The sequence below is a fragment of the Streptomyces incarnatus genome (assembly GCF_001027185.1).
GTDB classification, from domain to species: Bacteria; Actinomycetota; Actinomycetes; order Streptomycetales; family Streptomycetaceae; genus Streptomyces; species Streptomyces puniciscabiei.
Window position 1 is genome coordinate 8547380 of record NZ_CP011497.1, and the last position, 23784, is coordinate 8571163.

Here is a 23784-nt window from a genome sequence, read left to right on the forward strand (position 1 = left end):
CTGATTGCTTCTGCGGGAGGATCGCCGGGTGATTCACCTGGTCATGGAGGGGGATGGCGGCTCAGGTGATCAGCGATTCCGAGTGCTGGATGAGCCGTTCGTAGTCGCGGCACGTGCCGACGGGCGTGCATGACCCAGGCGCGTGAGCGTTCGACGACCCAGCGGCGACGAAGACCTTGGTCGCCCCTTGACGAAGTACAGGCCGGCGGCGAAGCAGCCCACGATCACCAGTAGGCCCAACGCCATGGCCCGTTGCGAGGACCGGAAGGACCGGTCGGCCTGGTCTGCGGCAATGCGGGGAGCCTGTCTAGCGTTTGCCTGTTTCGCCTTCGTGGCGGTCGAGTTCGGCCAGCAGGCGCCGCAGCGAGGTCCTGGTGGCGTGGATCTCCTGTTCGGGGATGGCCGCGAAGAGGGTGCGGTGCAGTTGTTCGGCCCTGGCGGTGACGCGGGCGAGTGACTCCCTGCCGCGGGGCGTGAGGGTGAGCAGGGGGGAGCCGCGGTGGTCCGGGTTGGGTTCGTAGGAGGCGAGGCGGAAGGACACGAGGTCGTTGGCGACGCGCTGGACGTTCTGGCGGCTGACGCCGAGGCGGCGTGCGGCCTGGGGGACGGTGAGCGGGTCTTCGGAGACGGCGCTGAGGACCTGCCATCGGGCCTGGGTGAGGCCTTCCGCGGCGGCGGTCTGCTCGCCGAGCCGGCGCAGGGCCCCGGCCGCCTCGAAGACATCGGCGATCAACAGTGCTGCCTCGTCCGGCATCGCACACTCCTCCACTTGACATCATGTTGCTGGAAAGACAATGTGTTGTCATCGTACTTGATTGGCCCCCCCGAAGGACAGACCATGCCCAAGATCGACCTCTACCGGAACGTCCACATGGGACAGCGTGCACGGCTGTTCGCCCTCGCCACCGACCTCGGCGCCGCGGACATCCCCTCCAGCGGTGCCGCCGCCGAGCAGGCGGACCGCTGCCTGGCCATGACCCAGGAACTGCGCGAGCACGCCGACCACGAGGACACCTTCATCCACCAGCTCCTGCGTGAGCGGGCTCCCGAGGCGGCCGACGCACTGGAGGCCGAGCACATACGCCTCGACGCCGCCTTCACCACACTCGACGAGCAGGCACGCTCGCTTCCCGGCACTCCCGCCGAGGACCTGCCGGAGGCCCAGCACGCCCTCTACCTCGCCTTGAACGAAGTCATCAGCGCCTACCTCGCGCACCTTCACCTCGAGGAGACGGTCGCGATGCCGGCCCTGTGGCAGTACGCCGGCGACAACGAGCTGGGCGCCGTGCTCACCGCCTTCCGCGCCTCCCGCACCCCTGAGGAGGCCCTGACCGACCTTCGCCGGATGCTCCCCGCACTGCCACCTGCAGTCCGGACAGCGATCGCGCGGGGGATCGTCGAGACGGCAGCGGGCCAGGAGGCCGACCTCCTGGCCGCGGCCACCACCACTCTCAGTCCCAGCCAGCGCCAGCGGGTGTACGACGACCTCGGCGTGCCGGAGACCTGGGCGCTGCAGGCCCAGCCCTGACGTGCGGATCTTCTTCGCACCACCCGCGACGGACATGGTGAGCCTTTGCGGCCCAGGACCGCTGATGGGCATCACAGCCCGGTCCGGGCAGGTGTGTACGGGGAAGCGCGAGCGGCGTGGCGGCATGGCAGGGATGACCGTGCCGCCACGCGCGACTGACCGCACGCGGCACACCGCACGGTGCCGGGTCCGCCGTACGGGCCCGGCACCGCGACCGCCGCTCCGGTCGCCGCCACCCGCGCACACCCACCCCTGGAGCCACCGCATGCCCGCGTACGAACCGCCCACCCAGCTCGCGGCTACTCCCCCCCGTGACCAACACCTTCCGCCCCAAGCGCGCCACCGTCCTGTCCTACGGCCTGGGCGCCGCCTCGACAGCAATCCTGCTGATGACGCTGGCCAACCCCACCGCCCACGGACTCCTGCAGGGCGACGCGATCGCGCGGCCCGGCCGCCCTGCTACCCTCCGATGCGGTTCGACCGCATGGAGTGACCGTCAGGGGTGTGCGTGTGAAGGTCGTCTGCGTCGGGGGCGGGCCCGCGGGTCTCTACCTCGCCATCCTGCTCAAGCGGCAGAATCCCGCCCATGACATCACCGTCCACGAGCGCGACCCCGAGGGCTCGACCTACGGCTGGGGCGTGACGTACCGGCGCTGCTTCCTCGACAAGCTCCGGGAGCACGACGCCGCCACCGCGCGGGCGATCGAGGACGCGTCCGTGGGCTACAGCGACGGTGTCGCCCACGTCGGCGGCCTGACGATCCGTCACCACGGCGACGAGGGCTTCGGTATCGGCCGCCACCGCCTGCTCGACCTGCTCGCCGACCGGGCCCGCCGGCTCGGCGTACGGCTTCAGTTCGAGAGCGAGCTCACCGAACCGCCGGCCGGCGCCGACCTCGTCGTCGCGGCGGACGGGGTGCGCAGCGCCCTGCGCACCCGGCACGCCGCGGCCTTCGATACCCGGATCGTCCCCGGCCGCAACCCCTACATGTGGCTCGGCACCACCAGGATCTTCGACGCCTTCACCTTCGCCTTCACCGAGACCGAGCACGGCTGGATCTGGGTCTACGGCTACCGCTACAGCGCCGACCACAGCACCTGCGTCGTCGAGTGCTCACCGGAGACCTTCGCCGGGCTCGGCCTGGACCGCGCGAGCCAGGCGGACGGCGTCGCCCTGCTGGAGAAACTCTTCGCCGACGTCCTCGACGGCCACCCGCTCATCGGCCGTCCCGGCGCCGGCTGGCAGACCTTCCGCACCCTCACCAACCGCACCTGGCACCACGGCAACCTGGTCCTGCTCGGCGACGCGGCCCACACCACCCACTACTCCGTCGGCGCGGGCACCACCCTCGCCCTGGAGGACGCCATGTGCCTCGCCCGCGCCGTGCACGAGCACGCGAGCCTGCCCGGGGCCCTCGCCGCCTACGAGCGACGGCGCCAGGCCGAACTGCTCCCCGTGCAGAGCGCGGCCCGCTACAGCGCCCAGTGGTACGAGAACCTGCCCCGCTACATCCACCTGCCCCCGCACCGCATGTTCGCCCTGCTCGGCCAGCGCCACTCGCCGCTGCTGCCGTACATCCCGCCGCAGCTGTACTACGGCCTCGACAGGGCGGTCGGCCGGTTCCAGGCGCTACGCAGGCTCAAGCGCTGGCTCGGCCCCAGGGTGGCGAGCACCCTGCACGCCCGGTCGTCGGCCCACCGCGGCTGAGCGCCGGCCACCCACCGCACAGAGGAGAACCGCCCGTGGCCGTGCCCGACCCGTTCGACCGGACCGCGTCCGGATTGTGACTGAGCACTTCACTTGGCGGATGAGTACGTCAGTCGGCGGGTGAGCGTTTCAGTTGACGAGGACGGTCTCATCGATGCAGGTGGCAAGCCTGGAGGAGTACTCGCTCAGTCCAGCGGCCGGCAGTGAGTGGACGGCTGCGGACCTGTGTCAGACCGCGGCGAGGAAGCCGCGGACCGTAGTCGCGAAGCCGGCCGGGTCGTTGGCGTATACGAAGTGGTCGGTCTCCAGCTCGACGAGGTGGGTGCCGGGGCGTCGGGTGGCCATCTGCTCTGCCTGCTCCGCCGGCAGCACGCCGCCCTTGGCGCCGCGCACCAGCAGCGCCGGGCACGTGGAGCCGGTCCAGTCGGCCCAGTGGTCGCCGTGCACTTGGTCCTCCGAGTCGTAGATGTCCTGGGGGTGGAAGTGCAAGCCCCAGGTGCCGTCCGGCCGCTCGCGGACGGCTGCCTCGAAGTGCGGTGCGAACGGGCCGAGTTGCGCGACGAACGCCTCCCGGTTGGGGGCGCTGCCCTCCGGCAGGTTCAGGACGAACGCCAGCGGATTGCTGCCGTCCAGGCCGAGTTCGGCGCATCCCTCGGCATTGACCAGCGCGGTGACACGCTCAGGGTGGCGGGCTGCGAACTGGTAGGCGTTGATCGCGCCGAGTGAGTGGCCGAGGAGGGCCGCCCGGTCCAGCCCCAGGTGATCCATGAGGGCTTTCAGGTCGGCGAGGTAGCCCTCCCGGCTGTAGTCGGCCGCCCGGTCGGACTCACCGTGGCCGCGCTGATCGGGGGCTATGACCCGCCACTCCGGGGCGAGACGAGCGGCGAGCTCGGCGTACGACAGGCCCTCGGACATGTGCCCGTGCAGGGCGAGCAGCGGCCGGCCGGGGCCGCCGAAGTCCACGTAGGAAAGGGTGCGGCCGTCGACGGTGAGTGCGGAGCGCTTGGTGAGGTCGGTGTCCATGGCTTCATCATAGAGTAGATCTATACGCTCGTACAAGACGTTCGTACAAGACGATTGTATAAGTTTCGGGGTGCTGTGCACACACCGCCACCTCTCGCACTCGACTCGCCAACTCCCGCCGGGGCAGTGGCGCCGGACGCGAACGCCACGTGCAGGGTCGACACGATCGTGATCAACCGGTTCAGCGAGTGCGAGTGGGCCACCGTCCGCGTCAAGGTCATCCGGGTCAGCAACGGTGTACCGCGCCAGGTGGGCACGGCCACGTTCACCGTCCGGCACTCGATGACGCTGCACTCGACGTCGGCGAACTGGGGGGGGGAGAAGTTCCAGCTCTCCAAGGCCCGTACCACCGGCGAGGGCGGGGGCATCACCGTCAACGTCACCGCCACGGCCGGGAACGGCACCACCGCGACGACGCACTACGGGCCGCACCTGCTCGACACCGGCTCCAGCGGCAGCGTCACCTACACGACCTCGCCCATGCGCAAGGGCCGCATCAACGGCAAGACCCAGACCAGGTACGTCTTCAGCTCCACCAAACCGGGTTACGTCCCCGGCTCGACCGGCTACAAGTCGGCGACCTGGCGGTGCGACAACTACTACGGCACCTCCGGCTGCGCCATGACCGACGCGCCCACGGCGGTGTCCATGGTCGGCATCCCGTGGATCGATGACGGGATCCGCAAGCTGCGCGCCAGGGCGGCCACTACGGCGACCCGTACGGCGGCAAGCCCCTGCACTGGGTGATCAACACCAGGCAGAAGAACAAGAACCGGAAGCGGTCTGCGGGGGCTGCACCGCGCCGCCGGACATGAAGCGGGCGGGGCGCACCTACTGCGACGAGTACCCGTTCGCCTCGACCTACGAGGGCGGCACGAGGCTGCCCGCCTCGCAGCGTGAGACGACGTGGGTGAGCCCGAACGAGAACAACACCCAGGGCGCCCGCATCACGAACTGGCGCCAGCCGATGCACGTCATGGACAACGACCCGTTTTACGTCGTCGCCTGACGGCCTGACAGGCTGGGCCGAACGGCACTATAGGCCAACCCCGGCGCGCCGGGGTTGCCCCTGTGCGTGAGGAGACCACCATTGATCATTGCTGAGACCACATGGACGCCGGAGACTGGCGAGTACGGCTATCTCCTCGCGCTCGGCGGGGACTACGAATGGTCGCCCGAGTGGCCGTACGGCTGGAGGTGCGGGCCCATCGGCAGCGACACGGCGCACATCCTCACCGACACCGATACCGGCACCATCACCATCACCGTCCAGACCCACGACGCCCCGCCCCCACCCGAGACCGACCCAGCCTGGGGGCCAGCAGAGGAGATGAGCCTGCACGCCACCGACGACACCCCCGCCATCTACATCCTCGGAAGCGGACACTTCGACGAAGCCGAACCCGAAGACGGCCCGCTCCGCCTGCCCACCGACCACGTGCCTGCGTGGATCCGGATGCGCCTGTAGTGCCACACCCTCAACCCCGAGCCCGGCGTCGGCGACCGCGGCGAACGCCACCTGATCCAACTCTGGGCCGCCCCCCAGCAGCCGCCCGTACACCCGCAGCTGACCGAATCCGACCTCACCCAGCGCCGCGCCTACAAGGAGGACTTCGACCAGAGCGCCGGCGCCTGGCAGCAGTACTGAGGGCGACGGTTTGGTGTCGTCTTGTGTCAGGCGCGCCAGCCGTAGAGAGACCTGTTATCTCAGGGCCTCACCAGTATTCGTGTGACTCCGGCGACCAGCGTCGTGGCTAGTGTCCAACCACTGATGATCAGCGCATAGGCCAGCACCTGACTGGACCCGCTCGGATTCCACGCGCCCGATTGACCGAGGCTCACTACCGGCACCAACAGGTCGAGCGTGTAGGCGACCGCGTTGAAATGCGGGCCGCCCGCGCCCAGCGGTGCAGGGTGGTGGGAGGCGAAGTAGACCGATCCGGCGACGAGCAGGCCCAACAGCCACAGCCCGGCCAGCCACGGCCGATACCCGTAGCCGACCGTTGCGTCCTGGAGAAGGCCCCATGCCTTCGCCGGCAGGCCCGCCGCCTCACGTCGACGCCGCTGCTGGGCCAGCAGCACCCGCCGCGACTCGCCGTCACGCCCCACCGCGCGGTAGCGCGCGGCCAACTGCTCGTAAGGCTGAGGGTGATACGCGTCGCGAGCCAGCCACGGCAGTCGCGTTCCGGCCGTCGGTAACGGCATCAGTTCGTCATAGACGAAGCCGTCCAGGCGCAGCTCGTCGGGCCAGGACGCGGCGTCGTCCTCGAACGTTGTAGTCCGTGCCCGCCGCAGGTCCAGGCTGTGCGCGGTGAATCCCTCATTGCAGAACATCGCCCCTTCGACGCGCGCGCCGGAGGCGTCGAGCGTGCCCAGTCGCGCACCGCTCAGTGTCAGCGGTCCGACGACGCGGGCCGAGTTGAGCCGGACCGCGCCCGAAGCCGTGACGCCCGACAGGTTGACACCGCCCTCGACCGAGATGTGGTCTGCGCGCAGCGCCGTTTGGCCGTGGTCGTCCACCAGGTCGGCGTCGGGCAGCGTGAGCCCGCCCTTGATCGTGGCGTCGCTGAGGTCGACGCCGCCGGTGACGGTGAAGGGGTTCTTCGCTCGGGTGTTGCCACGGCGGGCGAACATGCCGGTGTCGACGCGCAACCCCTGCGTCAGCAGGGCGGGCGTGGGCGGGCGGTTGGGCTCCTCGTGGGTTATCCGGGCGCCATCCAGATGCAGGTAGCCGCCGATGCGCGCGCCGGGGAGCCGGAACTGTCCGTCGATGACAACGTCGTGGCAGTACATCGCGGTGTCAACGACGAGCAGGTCGCCGTTGACGGCGGTGCGCGGCGGCGTCCAGTCGGCGTCAGGGTCCGGGGGTTCGGGCGGGGGTGCTGTGATCGTGGTCCCGCTGATTTCGATCTCGAAGACGCGTGCCGCGTAGAGGCTGAGCCGGTCGAGGCGGCAGCCCTGCATCTGGAGCTCTCCGCGGATGTCGGCGCGGTTGGCTTCCAGTACGGTGAGGTAGCAGCCGCGCAGGCGCACGCTGCGCGTCTCGGCTTCGGCGAGGTCCAGGCCGTCGTCGAGGCAGCAGTGCTCGAAGTCGAGTGCGTAGGGGACTTGCGTGTGGGCGAGCGTGAGTCGCCCAACGACACGAGCGCCGGCCAGTTTGACCCCCGCGCCGCCGTTTGCGTCGGGCCCGCTGCCGGTCAGCAGCGCGGCGATCACCTCAGCGCGAATGTCGCGGGTGCGCGGCCACGACGTCGCTTGGCAGGGGTCGTCGTCGGGGCGGGAGCGCAGGTCGACCAGGGCGCCGGTGGGGAAAGCGTGCCAGAGCCGCTCCTCGGTGGCCGTCAGGGTGCTGATCTGGAAGCCGCTCACGGCAGTCGAGCATCGCTGGACAGGGTTGGTAGCGCAAGGGGATTGCCTGCGCGGCGGACGATCACGGCGGCGAGCTCGCCCTCGTGTTCCGCCGGGAAGGCCGGGTCTACTCTGTCGACACGGTCCAGATCACGGATGGTCTGATCACCGCGTACCGCCGGGTCATGAACCCCGACAAACTCGTGCGCGTCTGAGCCGTCACCCCCGGACGGGCTGCCTCGTCTCCCTGCTGAGAACGCACAACGGGCGACGAAGGAATATGCGCGAGCAGGTGAGATCGATCATGCGGCACGGCATACATCCACCTGCAGCCACTATGAGCCCTGCGCACGAGCGCTGTGTGCTCGGGTCGCCCCTCCGCAGTATGGACCTGTATGCAAGCCATCACTGTGCGAGACCGTGATGCCGGTGTTGCCGGGATGTCCCTGACGGACGTGCCCTACCCCATGCGGCCGAGAACGACGTCATCGTGCGGGTGCACGCCGCCGGCTTCACCTCTGGCGAGCTGGACTGGCCTGCCACGTGGACCGACCGCGCCGGCCGCGACCGGACGCCGAGCGTGCCCGGTCACGAGCTGTCCGGTGTCGTCGCAGAGCTGGGGTACGGCACCACCGGCCTGAGTGTCGGACAGCGGGTTTTCGGCCTGGCCGACTGGGCGCGTGACGGCACGCTCGCCGAGTACACCGCGGTGGAGGCCCGCAACCTCGCCCCGCTGCCGGCGGACGTCGACCACACCGTGGCCGCGGCGCTGCCGATCTCCGGGCTGACCGCCTGGCAGGGGCTGTTCGACCACGGCCGCCTCGCCACAGGCCAGACCGTCCTGATCCACGGTGCGGCGGGCGGCGTCGGCTCGATCGCGGTGCAGCTCGCCTGTGAGGCCGGCGCCCGCGTCATCGGCACCGGCCGGGCCTCCGGCCGGGACAGGGCGCTCGCACTCGGCGTCGACACCTTCATCGACCTGCAGACCGAGAAGCTGGAGGACGCCGGCGACGTCGACGTCGTGTTCGACGTGATCGGCGGTGACATCCTCGACCGCTCGGCCGCCCTGGTCCGCCCCGGTGGCACGCTGGTCACCATCGTCATGCCGCCCAAGGTCCAGCCCAAGGACGGGCGTGCAGTCTTCTTCGTCGTCGAACCCGACCGCGCCCGGCTCGCCGATCTCGCCACGCGGCTGAGGGGCGGCCGGCTCAAGCCGCTCGTCGGCGCTGTGCGGCCACTCGCCGAAGCACCCTCCGCCTTCGCCCCCGGCAAGAGCACCCTGGGCAAGACGATCATCCGCGTCACGGAAGACTGACCCAGGAGACCCATCGTGATCAGAATGCCAATCGCCGCCGGCCTCCTGGCCGTCGCCAGGCTGACTGCGGCCACGGCATGCTCGACCTCGGACCTGCCCGCCCACGCCAAGGCGACAACCGCGGCCGCGGCATCGCCTGCGGCCATGGCATCGACACCCCCCACCGAAACCCTCAAGCCGCTGCTCCAGTAGGCCCTGCCGAACGTGGAGGGCAAGACGTTCACCTCGGCGATCGTCGACTTCCCGCCCGACGCACGCGCGCTGCCGCACCGGCACGGCCAGGCCTTCGTCCACGCCTACGTCCTCGAAGGCACCGTGCGCAGCCAGCTCGAGGGCAAGCCCGTGCGTACGTACCACCAGGGCGAGAACTGGGTCGAGCCGCCAGGTGCCCACCACGTCCTCACCGAGAACACCAGCCCCACGACACGGGCCAAGCTCCTGGTCGTCTTCGTCTCCAACACCGGGAGAAAAGCTCAAGGTCGACGACCCGGCGTCGTAGCCCGGTGGGCGCGCAGCGGGCGGCACCGCGGCGCGCAGCACCCGGCTACTTCTCCGAGACGGACCTGGGCTGGCGGGTCTGGCTGGCATTGCCGTCAGGTTTGCCTGGCTGGGGGTGGTGTGTGCAGCTGCGTGCGGCCGCGCTTGGTACTCACTTGCGGGTGAACGCTGTCGTGGTGGTGGGTGCCGGGACCCGATCGGATGGTTGCCTCGGGCCCCGTTCTTCAAGGCGCAAGGGCGCGGACGGGTCCCAAAGCATCACATTCAGTGCTTGGATGGTGTTTACATGCGTGAGTTACAGAAATATGCGGGATTGGTGACAGCCTTCTCATTTCCTTCACCGTGTGAGGGTCGGGGAGGAGGGGATCAGCTTCGCGGCGTCGCCGAATTCCCGCCGTTCGAGCGCCAAGTTGTTGCCGCAGATGACGGCGTTTAGCTGGCCAGCCTGGTTGTGGTCAGGCGGCAGCGATCTTTGGGCGGCCAGGCGGCGGAGATTCGCATCCGTCACCCACGTGAGGGCTGCACGGAGCGCTGTGCCCTCCGGTGATCCGCCTCGCCCTGATCAAGCGTTGACTTCAACCCGCCACGTAGCGGCTCGCAAGATGGCTCCGCTACCTTCCTTCTGTGGCTATGCGAGAAGAGTCCCATCTTATATACGCAGTGATCACCATGGAGGCTGACAATTTCTACTTTCGCCCAACTCGAATTGGCGAGCCTCAGAGGATCTACCTTCGGCTTGAGCCGGTAACTGGCCACGCGGCCTTAGAGGAAGAGTTGCGCAAAGCTGGCGCAGAGCCTTTGCCGCAGGATGAATACCATAGCGCCCGCAGCCTTCCGGACTATGCAGTCATCGCGGTTACTGCCGGGCCCGGGATTTGGCTCGCCCTGCGCGCTGCCATCCGGGGACTCGCCGAACGGCACAGACATAAGGGATTCATTCTCGAACTGTCCGGCGGGCACACGATGAGCGCGGATGGACACTCGGCGAAGGAGGTCGCCCGCCTTCTGGTGGCAGCCGAGCAGCTGCTCCAATGTCAGAATCGGACCCAGGACCAGCACTTCGACGCGGTGGACCGAGTCGCACGGCAACTGCTGGCCCATCGTGCCGATCTCGTCATCCCCGAGCCCTGGGGGGCACTCATCTCGGTCGACTCATCGCTTGACGGAGCAGCCGCCCTCCTCGACGACTGCCGGACTACGCGCCAACGGCATGCTTTGGTCGGATTCCTGGCAGAGGTGGTGCGCAGCAATGGAAACCTGGAAGACATGGCCGGCCAATCAGTTGCCACCACGACCGAAGCTCAGCAGGCCCTTGCTGCAGTGGCTGACGTCATCAGAGGCCTCCCTCGTGGGATTTTCGAGAATGGGTCATGAATCCACTCACAATGCGCCAGCCCTAATGACCGCCGACTCACGGTCGCCGAGGCTGTTCATGCCGAAGGCGGGTGTTAAGCGCCGTGTCCGCGATGTCCCCGAACCCGCAACAGCCAACTGACGGAGGGGCGGTTACCCGGCCGACGGGGTGGACGTGCCGCAGACTGCGGCCTCCAGTGCATCGGTATGGATGCAGATCGCAGCGGCGTATGCCTTGTTGGCTGGGCTGATGCCAAACTGGGCGGCCAGGGCGTCTTCGACTTTGTCGTCGCGCTCGTCGAGGGACTTCTCGATCTCCCGCGGGAGCCGGGCGAGAGTGGCGACTTGGTCCCGCCTCCCGCGACACCACCGCCCTGCGCCGCCGCCTGCTGCTCCTGTCCGTGCGGCTGCGGTGGCACCCCTACGGGGAGACGATCCCCGCGGTGCCGGCGGCGCGCTCCGAGCTGCGCCAGCTCGCCCGCGTGCACGGCGTCCGGGCCGAGTGACCGGATGCCTCGGTCGCCCAGGAGCACGACGTTGCGGCAAGGGGGAGGGGATGGCTGGCCATGACTCATAGGCCGGTCATGTCGCCGATGCCGTCGACGCTCTCAACGCGACGGATGCCTCCGCACTACGCTGATCGACGGGGCGGCCGCACTCTGCCGAACATCGCTTCTGGAGCCAGTGGGCTTCGCTGCCAGATGATCGAGGCGCGAGAACGAGATCATCAGAGGTTCAGAGATGGGTTCTCAGCGACCGCGACCATGACCGGTCAGAGGGTGAGCGGACCCTTCCGGGCCGACCCTCGGTTGCCGTCCGGGGATAGTTCCCGCCCAACACTCACCGTGTCGCGACGTCGTGGGCGGTGCCCTCTGTGATGGCCCGGAGTTTCTCGGGGTTGGCAACGTTGTGGATGGCGGTGATACGACCGTCGGCGTCGAAGTCGAAGGTGACGGTGGCGATCACCCGGTCCGGGGCGCTGAACACGATGCCCGGGCCGCCGTTGATCTCGACGAGCTCGGCGCGCATGTCGGCGGGCTGAACAACCTGGTAGGTGACCGTGCCGATGGCCGCGAACCACGAGGCAACGGTCTGCGCTCCCACGACCGGCTTGAGCGCCTGACGGACCTTGCCGCCGCCGTCGGTCCACAGGGTGACGTCCGGGGACAACAGCTCCATCAGGGTGTTGATGTCGCCACCGGTCGCGGCGGCGAAGAACCGCTCGGTGACCTCGCGCTGCCGAGAGCGGTCGGCGGCAAACCGGGGGCTGCGGGCCCGTACGTGCTCACGCGCACGGTGCGCTGCCTGTCGTACCGCCGCCTCGGACCGTTCCACCGCCTGCGCGATCTCGGCGTGGCTGAAGCCGAAGACTTCCTTCAGCACGAAGACCGCGCGCTCCAGCGGGCTCAGCGTCTCCAGCACCACCAGCATCGCCGTCGACACCGACTCCGCGTCCGTGACGGCGTCGGCGGTGTCGCCGCTGGTGAGGATGGGCTCGGGCAGCCACGGTCCGATGTAGCTCTCGCGCTTGTGCCGGGTGGAACGCAGGTGTTCCAGCGCCAGGTTGGACACGATTCGCGTCAAGTACGCCCTGGGATCGGCGACTTGGGAACGGTCGGCGGACGACCACTTGATCCAGGCGTCCTGCACCGTGTCCTCGGCGTCGGCCGCGGAGCCAAGGACGCGGTAGGCCACGGAGAACAGCAGCTTGCGGTACTCGTGAAAAACCCGCTGGTCGGCGCTCACTCGGCACCCTCGGCGCGGCGGGTGAAGCGGCGGCCGTGCGGCCAGAACGCGCCCGAGGCGGGCATCTTCTTCATCCGGCCGAAGGTCGGCCAGGGCGAGGCAGTCACCGTCTCCTTATACCGGGCCGCCATCCGGCCGGTCAGATGAATACGTCGCGGGCTGTCGTCGGGGCGGGTGAACTGCACGACGGCGTCGTGTCGGCCCAGGCTCACCGGCGTGTGATAGTAGCCGAAGCGGAACGGCTTGGGCCGCTTGCCCTTCAGCGTGCGGACGATTGACACCGCGGCGTGCACGCCGGTCGGCATCCCGCCCTGGCAAGTGCCGTGCATGACACCGTAGCCCTGGCGGATCGCCGCGGCGTCACCGATGGCGTACACATCGGGGTGTGACACCGAACGCAGCGCGGTATCGGTGACGATGCGGCCGCGTTCGCCGACGGCGAGCCCGGCGGCGGCTGCCAGCGGCGACACCCGCGTACCGCTCGTCCACAGGACGACATCGGCGGCGATGCTCTCCCCGCCCGCCAGTTCGACCGACCCGGGCAGCACCTTCACCACCTCGACGCCGCCGCGCACCCGGACGCCGAGGCGGTCGAGCGCCGACTGCAGGTATGTCCTGGCCTTCGGGTTCATGGCCGCACCGGGTTCGTCCCGGCCCAACAGTACGACGTTCAGCTCCGGGTGCCGCTCGGCGATCTCCGCAGCCGACTCGACGCCGGTCAGCCCGCTGCCGGCCACCACCGCCGTGCCCCTGCCGAGCCGCGCCAGCCGGTCGGCCAGCACCTCGGCGTCCTGGGGGCTGTTGAGGGTGTACGCGTGGTCGTCGACGCCCGGCACCGCAGTCGTGTCGGCCACGCTGCCCAATCCGTAGACCAGCGTGTCGTAGTGCAGGACCCGGTCCTCGTTGATCCGCACCGTCCGTGCGTCCGCGTCCACCGCCGTCACCCAGCCACGCACGAACTGTGCGCCCATCCCCTCCAGCAGCTCCGGAATGCTCAGCTCGGCGAGCTGCTGCCCTGTCGCCATCATGTGCAACCGCAGCCGCTCGGTGAACCGCTCCTGCGCGTTCACCAGGGTCAACTGCACGTCCTCGCGCCGCTTGACCCGGCTCGCGAGCTGGATGGTTGCGGACATGCCCGCATATCCCGCGCCCAGGATCAGAACGCGGTGAGTGGTGGTCGCCGTGCCGGTCTCGCGCTGTGTGCTCATCGCTTTGCCTTCCTCCGCTCGCTGTTGACGACCAGTGGATGGAAGCTGCGTGCCAGTCCGTGACATGAGCTCGATGTGATGCGCGCCATAGTCGGCTTGGTGGGGGTTACGCCTCCTGCGTGAGCCCACCGGTCTACCGCGACCTGCACAAGCTCTTGGTGCCTTTGCACCCGGAGCCGCTTGAGGACTCCCGACGGCTGGAGGGGCCCTGATGGACGGCGCGGCGACCGACCCGGTCGGCGATGTCGCCTGCGAAGTCGCCCAGGGTGGCCCATGGCAGGTTGAAGCTGAGCACGGCGCCCCGGCCCGGCTGGTCGAGGAGCCCTACGCCGGCCTGGTCGATGATCCGCCGGTGTCCCGCGTGGTACGCGACCCGAAGACCGCCACGGTCGCCGCGATCCGGAAACGGTACGGCCTGGTGTTTCTCCATTACGAGCGTGGCGGTGGTCGTCGCAGACCCGCCGCTGAGCCGGAAGCTGTTCATCGAGGCTCTTGGTCTGCCCTTGGAAGGGGAAGGCAACGGTTACTACTCCAGCGGGTCTCGCACACGGGTCTCGCACACGTAGGGTCAGTGGTGTGCGGGCGGGCCAGACGGTCCGGCGCGTCTTGGCCCGCCGGGCGCCTGGCGGTTACTGGCCGGGGTGGACGGCCTGGATGCCGGTGCCCGCATACGCCTTCGGTGTCAGGGTGAGCAGGAACCGTCCGGTGGGGTGGGCGGGGGAGGGGCGGGCGGCGTGGATGGCATGGACGGCGGCCCAGGAGTGCCCGAAGCGCAGCAGTTCGGTGGCGGTGACCGCCGCGTCGGTGTCGAACGCCTCGATCCGGATGAACCGCAGCCCCTTGATGTAGCCGAGCAGGCCCGGCCCTTCGGCGTCGCCGGCCGTCAGGGACAGCACCGGCGCATATGGATCTGGGTCAGCAGTCCGCGCAGACGGTTCTTGATGCGGGTGACCTCGCCGGCCAAGTCGTCGTCGAAGCCCACGAGCATGTTCAGCTCGGCGACGGTTTCGTCGTCTGGGGCCAGGTCGCGGAGGGTGTGGGGCATGGTGCGGGCGGCATCGGCGATGATCGCCGCATCGCGGGTATCGGTCTTCGACTCGCCCGGGTAGAGGTCGGCGATTCGCCGCATCGTCAGCCCTGGCAGATAGGCAACCCGGCAGCCCGTATCGCGGGCCACTGCCAGTGGGAGAGCATCCATCGAGGCCGGCTGGTCCACCACGACCAGCATGTTGCCGTGCTTGGCCTGCAGCTTCTCGAACAGTTCACGCAGCCGCGATTCACTATGTGGCATCGGCTTGTCGAACACCTTCTTGCCCGCCGGAGTCAGCGCAGTGCCGTGATGTTCGCCCTTGCCGACGTCCAGACCGAGGTAGATGTCGATCTCACCGTCGTGGTTCATGCCCCTCCCCAGCAGCCTCTTCCCGGTCTCACGCGCGGCATCAGCGTGCCGGCATCCACGTTACGAAGGCCTGCTCATCCATGGTGCGGATGTGAGCGGTCATGCCCCTGATCAGCGGTCTGCCAATGCCTCCCGGCCCGGTGACACCACCTTTTCGATCATGTCGACGAGGGGACCAAGTCATACCGGGCCCACCGATCCGCTCCCGCCGCGGGCGGCGGCGACGCAGGCCGGACAAGCTCCACGCAGACAAGGGATACGACTACTCTGACCTGCGACGATGGTTACGAGAGCGTGGCATCAAGCACCGCATCGCCCGCAAGGGGATCGAGACCTCCCAGCGGCTGGGCCGCCACCGCTGGACCATCGAGCGCACCATGTCCTGGCTCGCCGGCTGCCGCCGCCTGCACCGCCGCTATGAGCGCAAGGCCGAGCACTTCCTCGCCTTCACGAGCATCGCCTGCACTCTCATCTGTTATCGGCGGCTCGTCTGCTGATGTGGGCCTGCAGCAGTTTCATCGCCAGGTCGTGTCCGTATTGACGGGCCATGTCCATGGGGGTGCGGCCGTCTGGGTCTGCGAGCTCCGGATCAGCCCCGAAGGCCAGCAACACGGCCGTGGTGTGCACGGTCAACGGCTGCCCGCTCTGCAGGGGGCCATCACCCTCGACGTCGATTGCGTGCGTCAGCAGCGTCATGTTGCTGAAGACCTCGTCGGGCTCGGAACCAGCGGCCAGCAACCGGGCCAGGGCCTCAGCATCCTCCTGCTCGACCGCTTGATGCGCAGGTGTCCAGTAGTCGCTCACCACGATATTCAACCGTCCCTACAGCACGCCTGCCAGCGACTACCTACGCCATCAGCCACCAATTGAGATGACGTCTTAAGGGCTGGTCCTGTGAGGTAGCGAATAGCCGGTCTGCTTCAGTGCGTCGTTCCACACCTCGCGCGTCAGCCAGCGCTCGACGTCGGGCGATGCTGCCGTGATCGACCGCATGCAGGCCTCCCATTCCGGTTCCTTGTCCCGCGCACCTCATCCCGGGCGCCACCGGCACCGACGCCTTCCACGACGTCTACCGCAACGCCGTGGCGCACAACGCCGTGTTCGTCGCCATCGAATCCGAAAAAGCGCCAGCGGTGGACCGTGAAGGCGGACACCCTCACCGCCGGCTCCGGCCACGTGGTCGCCGATACCGTCAGCGAGGCAATCCGGGACGTGATCAGCCGCCTGGTCCAAAGCCACGAGGTCGACCTGGACGCCTACACGGGGCCGGTCTACTTCATGATGCACGGCGTGCGCAGCGAAGAACGCGCCCGTGAACTCGCGGCCGCCCTCTACGGCAACCTGGAACCCTTGGCCCGTGCCGTCCCTGCCGCACTCTGACGCGCACGCAACTCCCACGGCCGGCACCTGTGTGCACGCGGCGCACGGTCGGGGGGCGACTGCACCGGTGGGAGAACGGTGCGGCCGGCCGGGCGGTCCCGAAGGATCCGCACACTCCGCAGGATGCGCAGGCGCCGCCAGGGAAACGGGCCCGCCACACCGCCCGCCCGGACGGTCATCCTGCCGCCCATCGGATGGCTGGCCGGCTGCGGCACGCCAGCCGCGCACCACCGGTTCCCCGAACAGCTCATAGAGACTCACCTGGGCAGGCCACGCACCACGACGGACACCACCGCGAGGATCACGGTGGCCGCCGCGATGGCGACTATCACCGCCCGTCCGTTCCACGACGCCGACCGGTCCGTCGCGCGTCCCTGCGCGCCGGCATCGGTGTGACTGTCCGACCAGGGTGGGATCCAGTACACCTCCAGCGAGGCCGTACAGGGCTGCGCATCACCGTTGTGAGCATCCACGCACTGCCAACGAACGATCCGGCTCGTAGGCTTCGGCCATGACCGAGATCCACACTCCGACGCCTCGCGACGCCTTCGAGCTGCTGCTGGCCGGTAACCGGCGTTTCGTCGCCGGTACCGCTGAGCACCCGAACCAGGACGCCGCCCGCCGCGCCGAGACCGCACCGTCCCAGCAGCCCTTCGCCGTGCTGTTCGGGTGCGCCGACTCCCGGCTGGCTGCCGAGATCATCTTCGACCGCGGCCTGGGCGACCTGTTCGTGGTGCGCACCGCCGGCCACGTCATGGGCCCGGAGGTGCTGGGCAGCATCGAGTTCGGCGTGGACGTGCTGGGCTGCCCGCTGGTCGTGGTCCTCGGCCACGACTCGTGCGGCGCGGTCGGCGCCGCCTGCGCCGCCCTGGAGAACGGCATGACACCTGCCGGGTACGTCCGGGACGTCGTGGAGCGGGTGACCCCCAGCGTGCTGGCCGCGCGGGCCGCCGGCAAGGTCGAGCCCGATCAGATCCTCGCCGAGCACATAAGGCACACCGCCGACCTGCTCCTGGACCGCTCCCGGGTCCTCGCCGACAAGGTCGCCGCCGGGCACGCCGCCGTGGTGGGCCTGCGCTACCGCCTGGCCGACGGCAGCGCGCAACTCGTCGCCGCCCGCGGCCTCGACGCCACAGTCCCCGCAGCGTCCTGACCGCCCCGGCCGTGGCTGCTCAGCGCGATGGCTGTGCAAGCGGAAGCGGGAGTCGTTTCGACGTGACTTCGGGAGGCACTCCCGGCTCCGTCGCATGATCAATGTCGATGGGTCCGGGAGTCGGTCCGCCCCAGCCATTCGTAGGGTTGTGGCACCCAGGGGAGCTGGGTGTGGCTTTCACGCGGCTGCCTTTGGTGGTTCGAAAGGCTTGGCCGCCCGGCTCCCCACGACGACTCGGCCGCCGATTGGGAAATGCGAACAGGTCGCTGTGTAGAGCAATGCCGGCGAGGTCGTCCGTGGTACGCACTGCAAGCAGGAGCGGCTGGAGCACGATGAGCCGGATATGGGCGGGGACCGACTGCGGCAAGACCCACCACCACTGCCTGGTCCTGGACAGCGAGGGCGAGACGCTGCTGTCGCGGCGGGCGGCCAACGACGAACCCGAACTGGTGAAGCTGATCGGGGACGTCCTGGACCTCGCCGGCGGCCGGGACGTCACCTGGGCACTGGACATGGCCGGCGGCGGGCCAGGCCTGCTGATCGCCCTGCTGGTCAACCATGGCCAGGAACTCGTCTACCTCCCCGGCATCGCGGTCAACCGCGCCTCCGACAGCTACCGCGGAGCGGGCAAGACCGACGCCCGGGACGCACGAGTGATCGCTGACCAGGCCCGCATGCGACGCGACCTGTAGCCGATCCGGCCCGGCGACGACGCAAGCATCGAGCTGAAGCTGCTGACGGAGCGCCGCGTGGACCTCGTCGCCGACCGCACCCGCACCACCAACCGGCTCAAGGGCCCGCTGAACAGCATGTTCCCGGCCCTCGAACGCGCCCTGGACATCGGCACCGCCGGAGCTTTGCTGTTGCTGACGGGCCACCAGACTCCGGCGGCGATCCGCCGCACCGGCCTCGCCCGGCTGACCACCTGGCTACGCAACCGCAAGGTCCGGGGCGCCGAAGCCCTGGCTGCCAAGGCGGTCGAGGCCGCCGAGCGGCAGCACACCGCCGTCGCAGGCGGGACGGCGATCGCGACGATGGTGCACACCCTGGCGAAGGAGGTGATGGCCCTCAACGAGAAGATCGCCGAGACAGACAAGCTCATCGAGGGCCGGTTTCGCGAACACGAACTCGCCGAAGTGATCCAGTCCATGCCCGGCATCGGCACGGTCCTCGGCGCGGAACTCCTCGTCGGCATCGGCGGCCGCCTGGATGTTTTCCCCACCCCGGACCGCCTCGCCGCATTCGCCGGAGTGACCCCCGCACCACGCGACTTCGGCAAGATCGTCGGAAACCTGCACCGGCCCCAGCGCTACCACCGGGGCCTGCAACGGGTCTTCTGCACGTCCGCGCTGGTGAGTATCCAGTTCGATCCCAACTCGCGGAAGTTCTACGACCGCAAACGCGCCGAAGGCAAACGCCACGTCCAGGCCGTGCTCGCCCTCGCCTGCCGACGCGTCAACGTTCTCTGGGCTCTGATCCGTGACCGACGCTGCTACCAAGTGACACCCCCAGTCACTGCCACGGTTGACTTCAGCATTGGGAAGCCTTCCTCGCGGGCCGAGTGTGGCCGCCGTTCCGACGGGAGGGGTCCGCGGCTATCGAGGAACGGCCCGGAGCGCCGCACGCCGATGTCCTGTGGCACCGATACCTTGAGCGTGTGCCAACCAAGTTTGGGTGGCGAGGGGGGCGTCAAGGGTGGTGGCCGGAGGGGGCTTGCGGGTGCACCGGATCCCCGCCACCCTTCAGCTGAGCTGCTCGGCCAGTCCGACGATGATGCCCTCGGGTCCGCGGACGTAGCAGAGCCGGTAGCTGTCCTCGTACTGTGCCAGCTCGCCGACGAGTTCGGCGCCGTGAGTGCGCAGGCGGGCAAGGGTGTCCTCGATGTCGTCGACGGCGAACATGACGCGGTGTGTGCCCAGAATGTTGTGCGGCCTGTTGCGCGGTCCGGCGCTGATCGCCGCGGGGCTGCGGTACTTCGCCAGCTCGAGCCGGCTGTGACCGTCCGGGGCCCGGAGCATGGCGATGTCACAGCGGACGCCGTCGAGTCCGGTGCACTGGTCGGCGACGAGGCCCTCGACCTCCGCCCTGCCTTCCAGCTCCATCCCGAGTTCCACGAAGAACGCGATAGCGGCATCCATGCCCTCGACGACGATGCCGACGTTGTCCATCCGCTGAATCGCCATGCTCGCTTCTCCCTCTTCCGTGTGCGGCCGGTGGCGGCCGCCGATGCCCTGGGACGGAGCCGGTGGCACGTTCTCGACATCCTGCGTCACGAATCTCAGCGCGCGGCCTTCACCACTCAACCCAGCACCGTCCCCCACGCCGACATGGCGCGGGCAGCGAGCTGCGAGGTGTGCCTGGGATGGGCGACGGTCGTCACCGACAAGGGGCGGCACGAGCTGCGTCGGGCCTGCCAGAGCGGTGGGCACCCGGCCGAATCCGCCACGCATCCGCCCGGCCGCCGCCCCCGGGAGCAGTAGCCGCCGCCCCCGGGAGCAGTAAAGGAACGGCATCGGTGCTGATCACACGGTTGGCCCGGGGTCCCGTGGCGCGGCGAAGCCGACCGCGCTTTGAGGATCACGACGGGGCGTCCCGGCATGTCGGTCATGAGCATGAAGACCTTGCCGCCCACCTTGTGGAGCTCCCAGTCGGGGTCGAAACGATGCTCCTGGTCGGTGCCGGGCAGTTCCGCGGTGTGGTCGCGCGCGATCTTCTGCAGTTCCTGTCCGTCCAGGGTGATCAACTCCGGTGGGTCGTTTCGGGTCCTTCGGGCCGGTCGGTGGCCGGCAGTGGACGGGAACCGACCGACCGGCGGGTCATGGTCCTGATCTCCGACACGGCCGTCTACGGCAGGACGCGGATGACTGTCTTGCCGCGGCGTCGCGTGGTCGGGTTGAGAGCGCCGATGGCGTCGTCGAGGCTCGCGATGTCGCCGATGTTGGTCCGCAGCCGTCCGTCGCGCACCCGCTGCACGATCTCACCGAGTTGGGCGCGGTCGGCTTCGACGACGAAGTCGATGGCCAGGCCGTCAGCGGGCCGTGCTTCGACCGGGCCGACGACGGATACCAGGGTTCCGCCGGGCTTGATCAGGGCGGCGGACTGCTTTTGCACGTCGCCGCCGATGACATCGAAGACCAGGTCGACGCCGCCGATGTCTTTGAGCGTGTCGTTCGCGAGGTCGACGAACTCGTGCGCGCCGAAGTCGAGTGCCTTCTCGCGGTCTGCGGCGCGGCCGGTGCCGATGACGTAGGCGCCGGCTTCCCGTGCGAGTTGGGTGACCATCGTCCCGACTGCCCCGGCTGCGCCGTGGGCGAGGATGGTCTGCCCGGCCTGGAGGCGGCCGTGCTGGAACAGCCCCTGCCACGCGGTCAGGCCTGAGATGGGCAGGGACGCGCCTACGGTGAAGTCGACGTCGCCGGGAAGCGGTGCGAGGTTACGTGCTTCGATCGCCACGTACTGGGCGAGGGTGCCGTCGCGGTGCCAGTCGGCGAGGCCGAACACCCGCTGCCCGACCGAGAGCCCCGTCGTGCCGTAGCCGAGGGCGGTGACCACTCCGGCCAGCTCGTGGCCGGGGATCGACGGTGTCTTGTCGCGGCCGGCGCGATCGGCCCAGGTCGAGGGCCACTCCATCTCTGTGGGGACGAAGCCCGATGCGTGGATCTGAACGATGACGTCGTTGATCGCTGCGAGCGGCTCGGGCCGCTCCGTCAGCGTCATTCCAGCCGTTCCCGCGGCCTGGTTGGTGACCACAATGGCTTTCATCGACATGCTTCTTCCTCGTATGTGTGGTGTTTTTGGGTTTCTGGGTGGGTTTTACATGAAGGTGAACAGCTGGGCGGCGTCGAAACGCGAGATCGGGGTGGTGTACACCCTCGCCGGGTCGGGGTAGCCGAGGGCCGGCAGCACCGTCGTGGTGTGTCCGCTCTCGCGGATCTTGAAGGCATTGTCGACACTGGTCGGGTCGAACCCCTCCAGCGGCGTGGCCTCGACGCCGAGCTCGGCGGCCGCCGTCATCGTCAGGCCCACCGCCAGGTAGGCCTGCTTCTCCATCCAGTGGTTCAGGTCCTTGTAGCCGTAGGCGCGCAGGTTGAGGAAGTCCCGGGTCATGGATTCACACAGCTCCTGCTTGGCCGGGTCAGGGAACCGGCCGTCGGCTCGCTCCTTGGCGAACACCGCCTCCAGGTGGGTGTCGGGCAGATCTGCCCGGGTGGTGAGGATGATGTTGTGCGACGCGTTCAGGATCTTCTCGGCGTTGTCCCAGAATCGTTCGCCCCGGTTGTTGGCGAGCCGCTCCTTGCCTTCGGGCGTGGCGAGGACGTAGAAGCGGTTGGGCTTGTACGTTCACCGATGACGGCGTGGAGCGCAGGAACCTCAGCAGCTGCTGAAGGGTTTCCTCCGGAATGGTTTTGCTGGGGTCGAAGTACCTGGTGAGGTGCTTGTTCATGAGCTGGTCGAGGTTCATGTCGATCTTCCTTCTTCTTGCGATGCGTGAGCGGTGGTTCGCAGGGTTCGGGCTAGTTCGTGCCGCGGGCGAGCAGGTCGCTGATGCATTCGAAGCTGATTCCCCTCGTCGCGGTGGTGAGGTCACCGGCGACGAGTGCCTTGGTGGCCTGGTGGAGTGCCTCCATGGCGTGGCTGGAGAGCGCTGGGCCCAGGCTGATGCGCTAGTGATCGTTCTGATGCGGTGAGGGGTTTGCCGGCCGTGTACGCGAGGTCCCGGCGGTCAGCCGGGGGTGCCAGCCGGGCTGACGGCGGGGATGTCGATGTCGGTCCGGTTGACGTTGTTGAGGAAGTTGGTCAGCAGGACCTGCACCGCCACCGTGACGATCGCCAGGATCTGCGGGTCGGTGTACCCGGCGCCTCGCACAGCCGCGAGGTCGGCGTCGCTGACTTGGCCGCGGCTCTTCACCACCTGCTGAGCGAAACGAGCGACCGCGGCGCGCCTGGGATCAACCGAGCTCCCGGCCCGAGCCAAGGCGATGTCATCGCTCGACATGCCGCCGAGTTCGGACGACGCGTAGGTGTGCATCGCCAGGCAGTGGTCGCAGCCGTTGGCCTGCGAGACGGCGAGCGCGATGGTGTGGCGCGTCTTCGCGTCCAGGACCCGGCTCAAGCTGCCCTGCAGCGGCATGACGACGTCGAGGACGGTCGGGTTCGACGCGAGAGTGGCGAACATGTTCGGGACGAACCCGAACTGCGCGTCAATGTTGTCGAGGATGCCCTTCGCCCCGTCGGAGACGCCGTCGGGGGAGGGAGCGTTCAGTCGTGACATGGCAAATCAACCTCCACGAAAGGTGTGAGGGGATCCAGCGCCGAGACCAGGACGGTTCCTGCTGCTTCGGAGGTCCAGTCCCTGGTGAGGCTGCACACCCCGGCATTTTTTGGGCTGTCCAGCCCACTTCTCGGAGTGAACACCTCCGGTTTTGGGCTGTCAAGCCCAATCCGGGGTATCGTTAAGGCATGACCACCACTTCGGCAGCTGGGGCGCCTCTCAAGCTCACGTCAAAGGGGCAGGCCACGCGGGCCCGCATCCTGGAGCACGCTGCGGAACTGATCTACACAAACGGAGTCCACGCGACGAACAACGAGCAGCTCCGTCGCGCCGCCGGCGTCAGCGGGTCGCAGCTCAACCACTACTTCCCGACCAAGGAGAGCCTCGTCCTGGCCGTGATCGCCTGGCAGGCCGAACGCGTTCTCACCTTCCACCGCGACGAGCGATTCGCCGGCTTCGACAACCTCGACGCGCTCCGGGCGTGGGCGGATTTCTACATCGGTTACGAGCGCGCCTACCAGGAGGGCTGCACCCTCGGCTCCCTGGCGAGCGAGATCATCAAGACGGACCTCGACGTGCACGACGAGCTCGCCAATGCATTCGACCAGTGGAGGGGAATCTTCCGCGAGGGAATCGAGCGCATGCAGCAACTCGGCCGCCTCAGCGCTCAGGCAGATCCCACGCAACTGGCCAATCTGCTCCTTGCTGCCTTCCAGGGCGGCATGCTCCTCGCCCAGGTCGCGCGAGACATCGCTCCACTGAAAGACGCGTTGCAGACAGCCATCGACCACCTGCAGACCTTCGCGACGTCTCCCGACACCGACGTACTCCGAGCTCGGGGAGCTTGACCCACG

General features: G+C 68.7%; 22 protein-coding genes and 6 pseudogenes. 14 read left to right on the top strand and 14 right to left on the bottom strand.

Annotated elements, in window-relative coordinates; translation table 11 throughout:
* Positions 1-64: 64 nt before the first annotated feature.
* Positions 65-173: pseudogene (locus ABB07_RS42135) on the bottom strand (IS5-like element IS4811 family transposase); the annotation flags it as partial.
* Positions 174-307: 134 nt separating this feature from the next.
* The gene (locus ABB07_RS38955) at positions 308-754 is read right to left on the bottom strand and encodes a MarR family winged helix-turn-helix transcriptional regulator (protein WP_208903127.1); all 447 of its coding nucleotides are present in this window, start codon (positions 752-754) and stop codon (positions 308-310) included.
* 84 nt (positions 755-838) lie between these two features.
* Between ABB07_RS38955 and ABB07_RS38960 the strand changes: the two genes are divergently transcribed.
* Positions 839-1528, top strand: coding sequence for a hemerythrin domain-containing protein (locus ABB07_RS38960; protein WP_208903128.1), 690 nt, complete (start codon positions 839-841; stop codon positions 1526-1528).
* Between the two features lie 504 nt (positions 1529-2032).
* On the top strand, positions 2033-3235 hold the full coding sequence (locus tag ABB07_RS38965) for an FAD-dependent monooxygenase (protein WP_208903129.1): 1203 nt from the start codon (positions 2033-2035) through the stop codon (positions 3233-3235).
* A 228-nt stretch (positions 3236-3463) separates the two neighbouring features.
* Here the strand turns inward: ABB07_RS38965 and ABB07_RS38970 are convergent, their stop codons facing one another.
* Positions 3464-4258, bottom strand: a complete 795-nt coding sequence (locus ABB07_RS38970; protein WP_208903130.1) for an alpha/beta fold hydrolase — start codon at positions 4256-4258, stop codon at positions 3464-3466.
* A gap of 168 nt (positions 4259-4426) precedes the next feature.
* Here ABB07_RS38970 and ABB07_RS38975 point away from each other — a divergent pair, with 168 nt between their 5' ends.
* The 3 genes from ABB07_RS38975 to ABB07_RS38985 all read left to right on the top strand — a co-directional run bounded on the left by ABB07_RS38975 (position 4427) and on the right by ABB07_RS38985 (position 5726).
* A complete protein-coding gene (locus ABB07_RS38975; protein ID WP_208903131.1) occupies positions 4427-5005 on the top strand; it encodes a hypothetical protein in 579 nt (192 codons plus the stop codon).
* Between the two features lie 64 nt (positions 5006-5069).
* Positions 5070-5267 carry a NucA/NucB deoxyribonuclease domain-containing protein gene (locus ABB07_RS42140; RefSeq protein WP_208903132.1) on the top strand — a complete coding sequence of 66 codons (198 nt, stop codon included), beginning with the start codon at positions 5070-5072 and terminating at the stop codon, positions 5265-5267.
* Positions 5268-5348: 81 nt separating this feature from the next.
* Positions 5349-5726 carry a hypothetical protein gene (locus ABB07_RS38985; RefSeq protein ID WP_208903133.1) on the top strand — a complete coding sequence of 126 codons (378 nt, stop codon included), beginning with the start codon at positions 5349-5351 and terminating at the stop codon, positions 5724-5726.
* A gap of 239 nt (positions 5727-5965) precedes the next feature.
* Here ABB07_RS38985 and ABB07_RS38990 read toward each other — a convergent pair whose 3' ends face one another.
* Positions 5966-7627, bottom strand: a complete 1662-nt coding sequence (locus ABB07_RS38990) for a hypothetical protein (RefSeq protein ID WP_208903134.1) — start codon at positions 7625-7627, stop codon at positions 5966-5968.
* A 374-nt stretch (positions 7628-8001) separates the two neighbouring features.
* Between ABB07_RS38990 and ABB07_RS38995 the strand changes: the two are divergent.
* From ABB07_RS38995 to ABB07_RS39005, 4 genes and pseudogenes are all read left to right on the top strand, one after another.
* Positions 8002-8921: pseudogene (locus ABB07_RS38995) on the top strand (NADP-dependent oxidoreductase).
* 15 nt (positions 8922-8936) lie between these two features.
* Positions 8937-9113 carry a hypothetical protein gene (locus ABB07_RS41325; protein WP_244189692.1) on the top strand — a complete coding sequence of 59 codons (177 nt, stop codon included), beginning with the start codon at positions 8937-8939 and terminating at the stop codon, positions 9111-9113.
* Positions 9114-9125: 12 nt separating this feature from the next.
* Positions 9126-9584 carry a cupin domain-containing protein gene (locus ABB07_RS39000; RefSeq protein WP_244189693.1) on the top strand — a complete coding sequence of 153 codons (459 nt, stop codon included), beginning with the start codon at positions 9126-9128 and terminating at the stop codon, positions 9582-9584.
* A gap of 495 nt (positions 9585-10079) precedes the next feature.
* Complete coding sequence (locus tag ABB07_RS39005) at positions 10080-10793, top strand: hypothetical protein (RefSeq protein WP_208903135.1); 714 nt, start codon at positions 10080-10082, stop codon at positions 10791-10793.
* Positions 10794-11612: 819 nt separating this feature from the next.
* On the opposite strand, the gene ABB07_RS39010 is transcribed toward ABB07_RS39005, so the two are convergent.
* The 4 genes and pseudogenes from ABB07_RS39010 to ABB07_RS39025 form a co-directional block, all read right to left on the bottom strand.
* Positions 11613-12518 carry an RNA polymerase sigma-70 factor gene (locus ABB07_RS39010; RefSeq protein WP_208903136.1) on the bottom strand — a complete coding sequence of 302 codons (906 nt, stop codon included), beginning with the start codon at positions 12516-12518 and terminating at the stop codon, positions 11613-11615.
* On the bottom strand, positions 12515-13726 hold the full coding sequence (locus ABB07_RS39015; RefSeq protein WP_208903137.1) for an NAD(P)/FAD-dependent oxidoreductase: 1212 nt from the start codon (positions 13724-13726) through the stop codon (positions 12515-12517). Before ABB07_RS39015 ends, ABB07_RS39010 begins: the two co-directional genes overlap by 4 nt.
* A 629-nt stretch (positions 13727-14355) precedes the next feature.
* Positions 14356-14622 (bottom strand): PIN domain-containing protein, encoded by a 267-nt coding sequence (locus tag ABB07_RS39020; RefSeq protein WP_244189694.1) that lies wholly within the window; start codon positions 14620-14622, stop codon positions 14356-14358.
* Positions 14623-14630: 8 nt separating this feature from the next.
* Positions 14631-15125 (bottom strand): annotated as a pseudogene (locus ABB07_RS39025) (IS110 family transposase); the annotation flags it as partial.
* A gap of 191 nt (positions 15126-15316) precedes the next feature.
* Between ABB07_RS39025 and ABB07_RS39030 the strand changes: the two are divergent.
* Positions 15317-15622 (top strand): annotated as a pseudogene (locus ABB07_RS39030) (transposase); the annotation flags it as partial.
* Here ABB07_RS39030 and ABB07_RS39035 read toward each other — a convergent pair.
* The gene (locus ABB07_RS39035) at positions 15594-15929 is read right to left on the bottom strand and encodes an ankyrin repeat domain-containing protein (protein ID WP_208903138.1); all 336 of its coding nucleotides are present in this window, start codon (positions 15927-15929) and stop codon (positions 15594-15596) included. The pseudogene ABB07_RS39030 and the gene ABB07_RS39035 sit on opposite strands and share 29 nt — an antisense overlap.
* Positions 15930-16265: 336 nt before the next feature.
* Here ABB07_RS39035 and ABB07_RS41330 point away from each other — a divergent pair, with 336 nt between their 5' ends.
* Positions 16266-16505 (top strand): hypothetical protein, encoded by a 240-nt coding sequence (locus ABB07_RS41330; protein WP_244189695.1) that lies wholly within the window; start codon positions 16266-16268, stop codon positions 16503-16505.
* A gap of 257 nt (positions 16506-16762) precedes the next feature.
* On the opposite strand, the gene ABB07_RS39045 is transcribed toward ABB07_RS41330, so the two are convergent.
* Entirely contained in the window at positions 16763-16978 is a 216-nt protein-coding gene (locus tag ABB07_RS39045) for a hypothetical protein (RefSeq protein WP_208903139.1), read from the bottom strand.
* A 38-nt stretch (positions 16979-17016) separates the two neighbouring features.
* Here ABB07_RS39045 and ABB07_RS39050 point away from each other — a divergent pair, with 38 nt between their 5' ends.
* Entirely contained in the window at positions 17017-17658 is a 642-nt protein-coding gene (locus ABB07_RS39050) for a carbonic anhydrase (RefSeq protein ID WP_208903140.1), read from the top strand.
* Between the two features lie 332 nt (positions 17659-17990).
* Positions 17991-19178: pseudogene (locus tag ABB07_RS39055) on the top strand (IS110 family RNA-guided transposase); the annotation flags it as partial.
* 222 nt (positions 19179-19400) lie between these two features.
* Here ABB07_RS39055 and ABB07_RS39060 read toward each other — a convergent pair.
* The 4 genes and pseudogenes from ABB07_RS39060 to ABB07_RS39080 form a co-directional block, all read right to left on the bottom strand.
* Positions 19401-19841, bottom strand: coding sequence for a VOC family protein (locus tag ABB07_RS39060; RefSeq protein ID WP_208903820.1), 441 nt, complete (start codon positions 19839-19841; stop codon positions 19401-19403).
* A gap of 661 nt (positions 19842-20502) precedes the next feature.
* A complete protein-coding gene (locus ABB07_RS39065) occupies positions 20503-21420 on the bottom strand; it encodes an NADP-dependent oxidoreductase (protein WP_208903821.1) in 918 nt (305 codons plus the stop codon).
* Between the two features lie 51 nt (positions 21421-21471).
* A pseudogene (locus ABB07_RS39070) lies at positions 21472-21930 on the bottom strand (nitroreductase family protein); the annotation flags it as partial.
* 451 nt (positions 21931-22381) lie between these two features.
* Positions 22382-22930: a carboxymuconolactone decarboxylase family protein gene (locus ABB07_RS39080; RefSeq protein WP_208903141.1), complete on the bottom strand. Its 549-nt coding sequence runs from the start codon at positions 22928-22930 to the stop codon at positions 22382-22384.
* 188 nt (positions 22931-23118) lie between these two features.
* Here ABB07_RS39080 and ABB07_RS39085 point away from each other — a divergent pair, with 188 nt between their 5' ends.
* Entirely contained in the window at positions 23119-23778 is a 660-nt protein-coding gene (locus ABB07_RS39085) for a TetR/AcrR family transcriptional regulator (RefSeq protein WP_208903142.1), read from the top strand.
* The last annotated feature ends 6 nt before the right edge of the window (positions 23779-23784 follow it).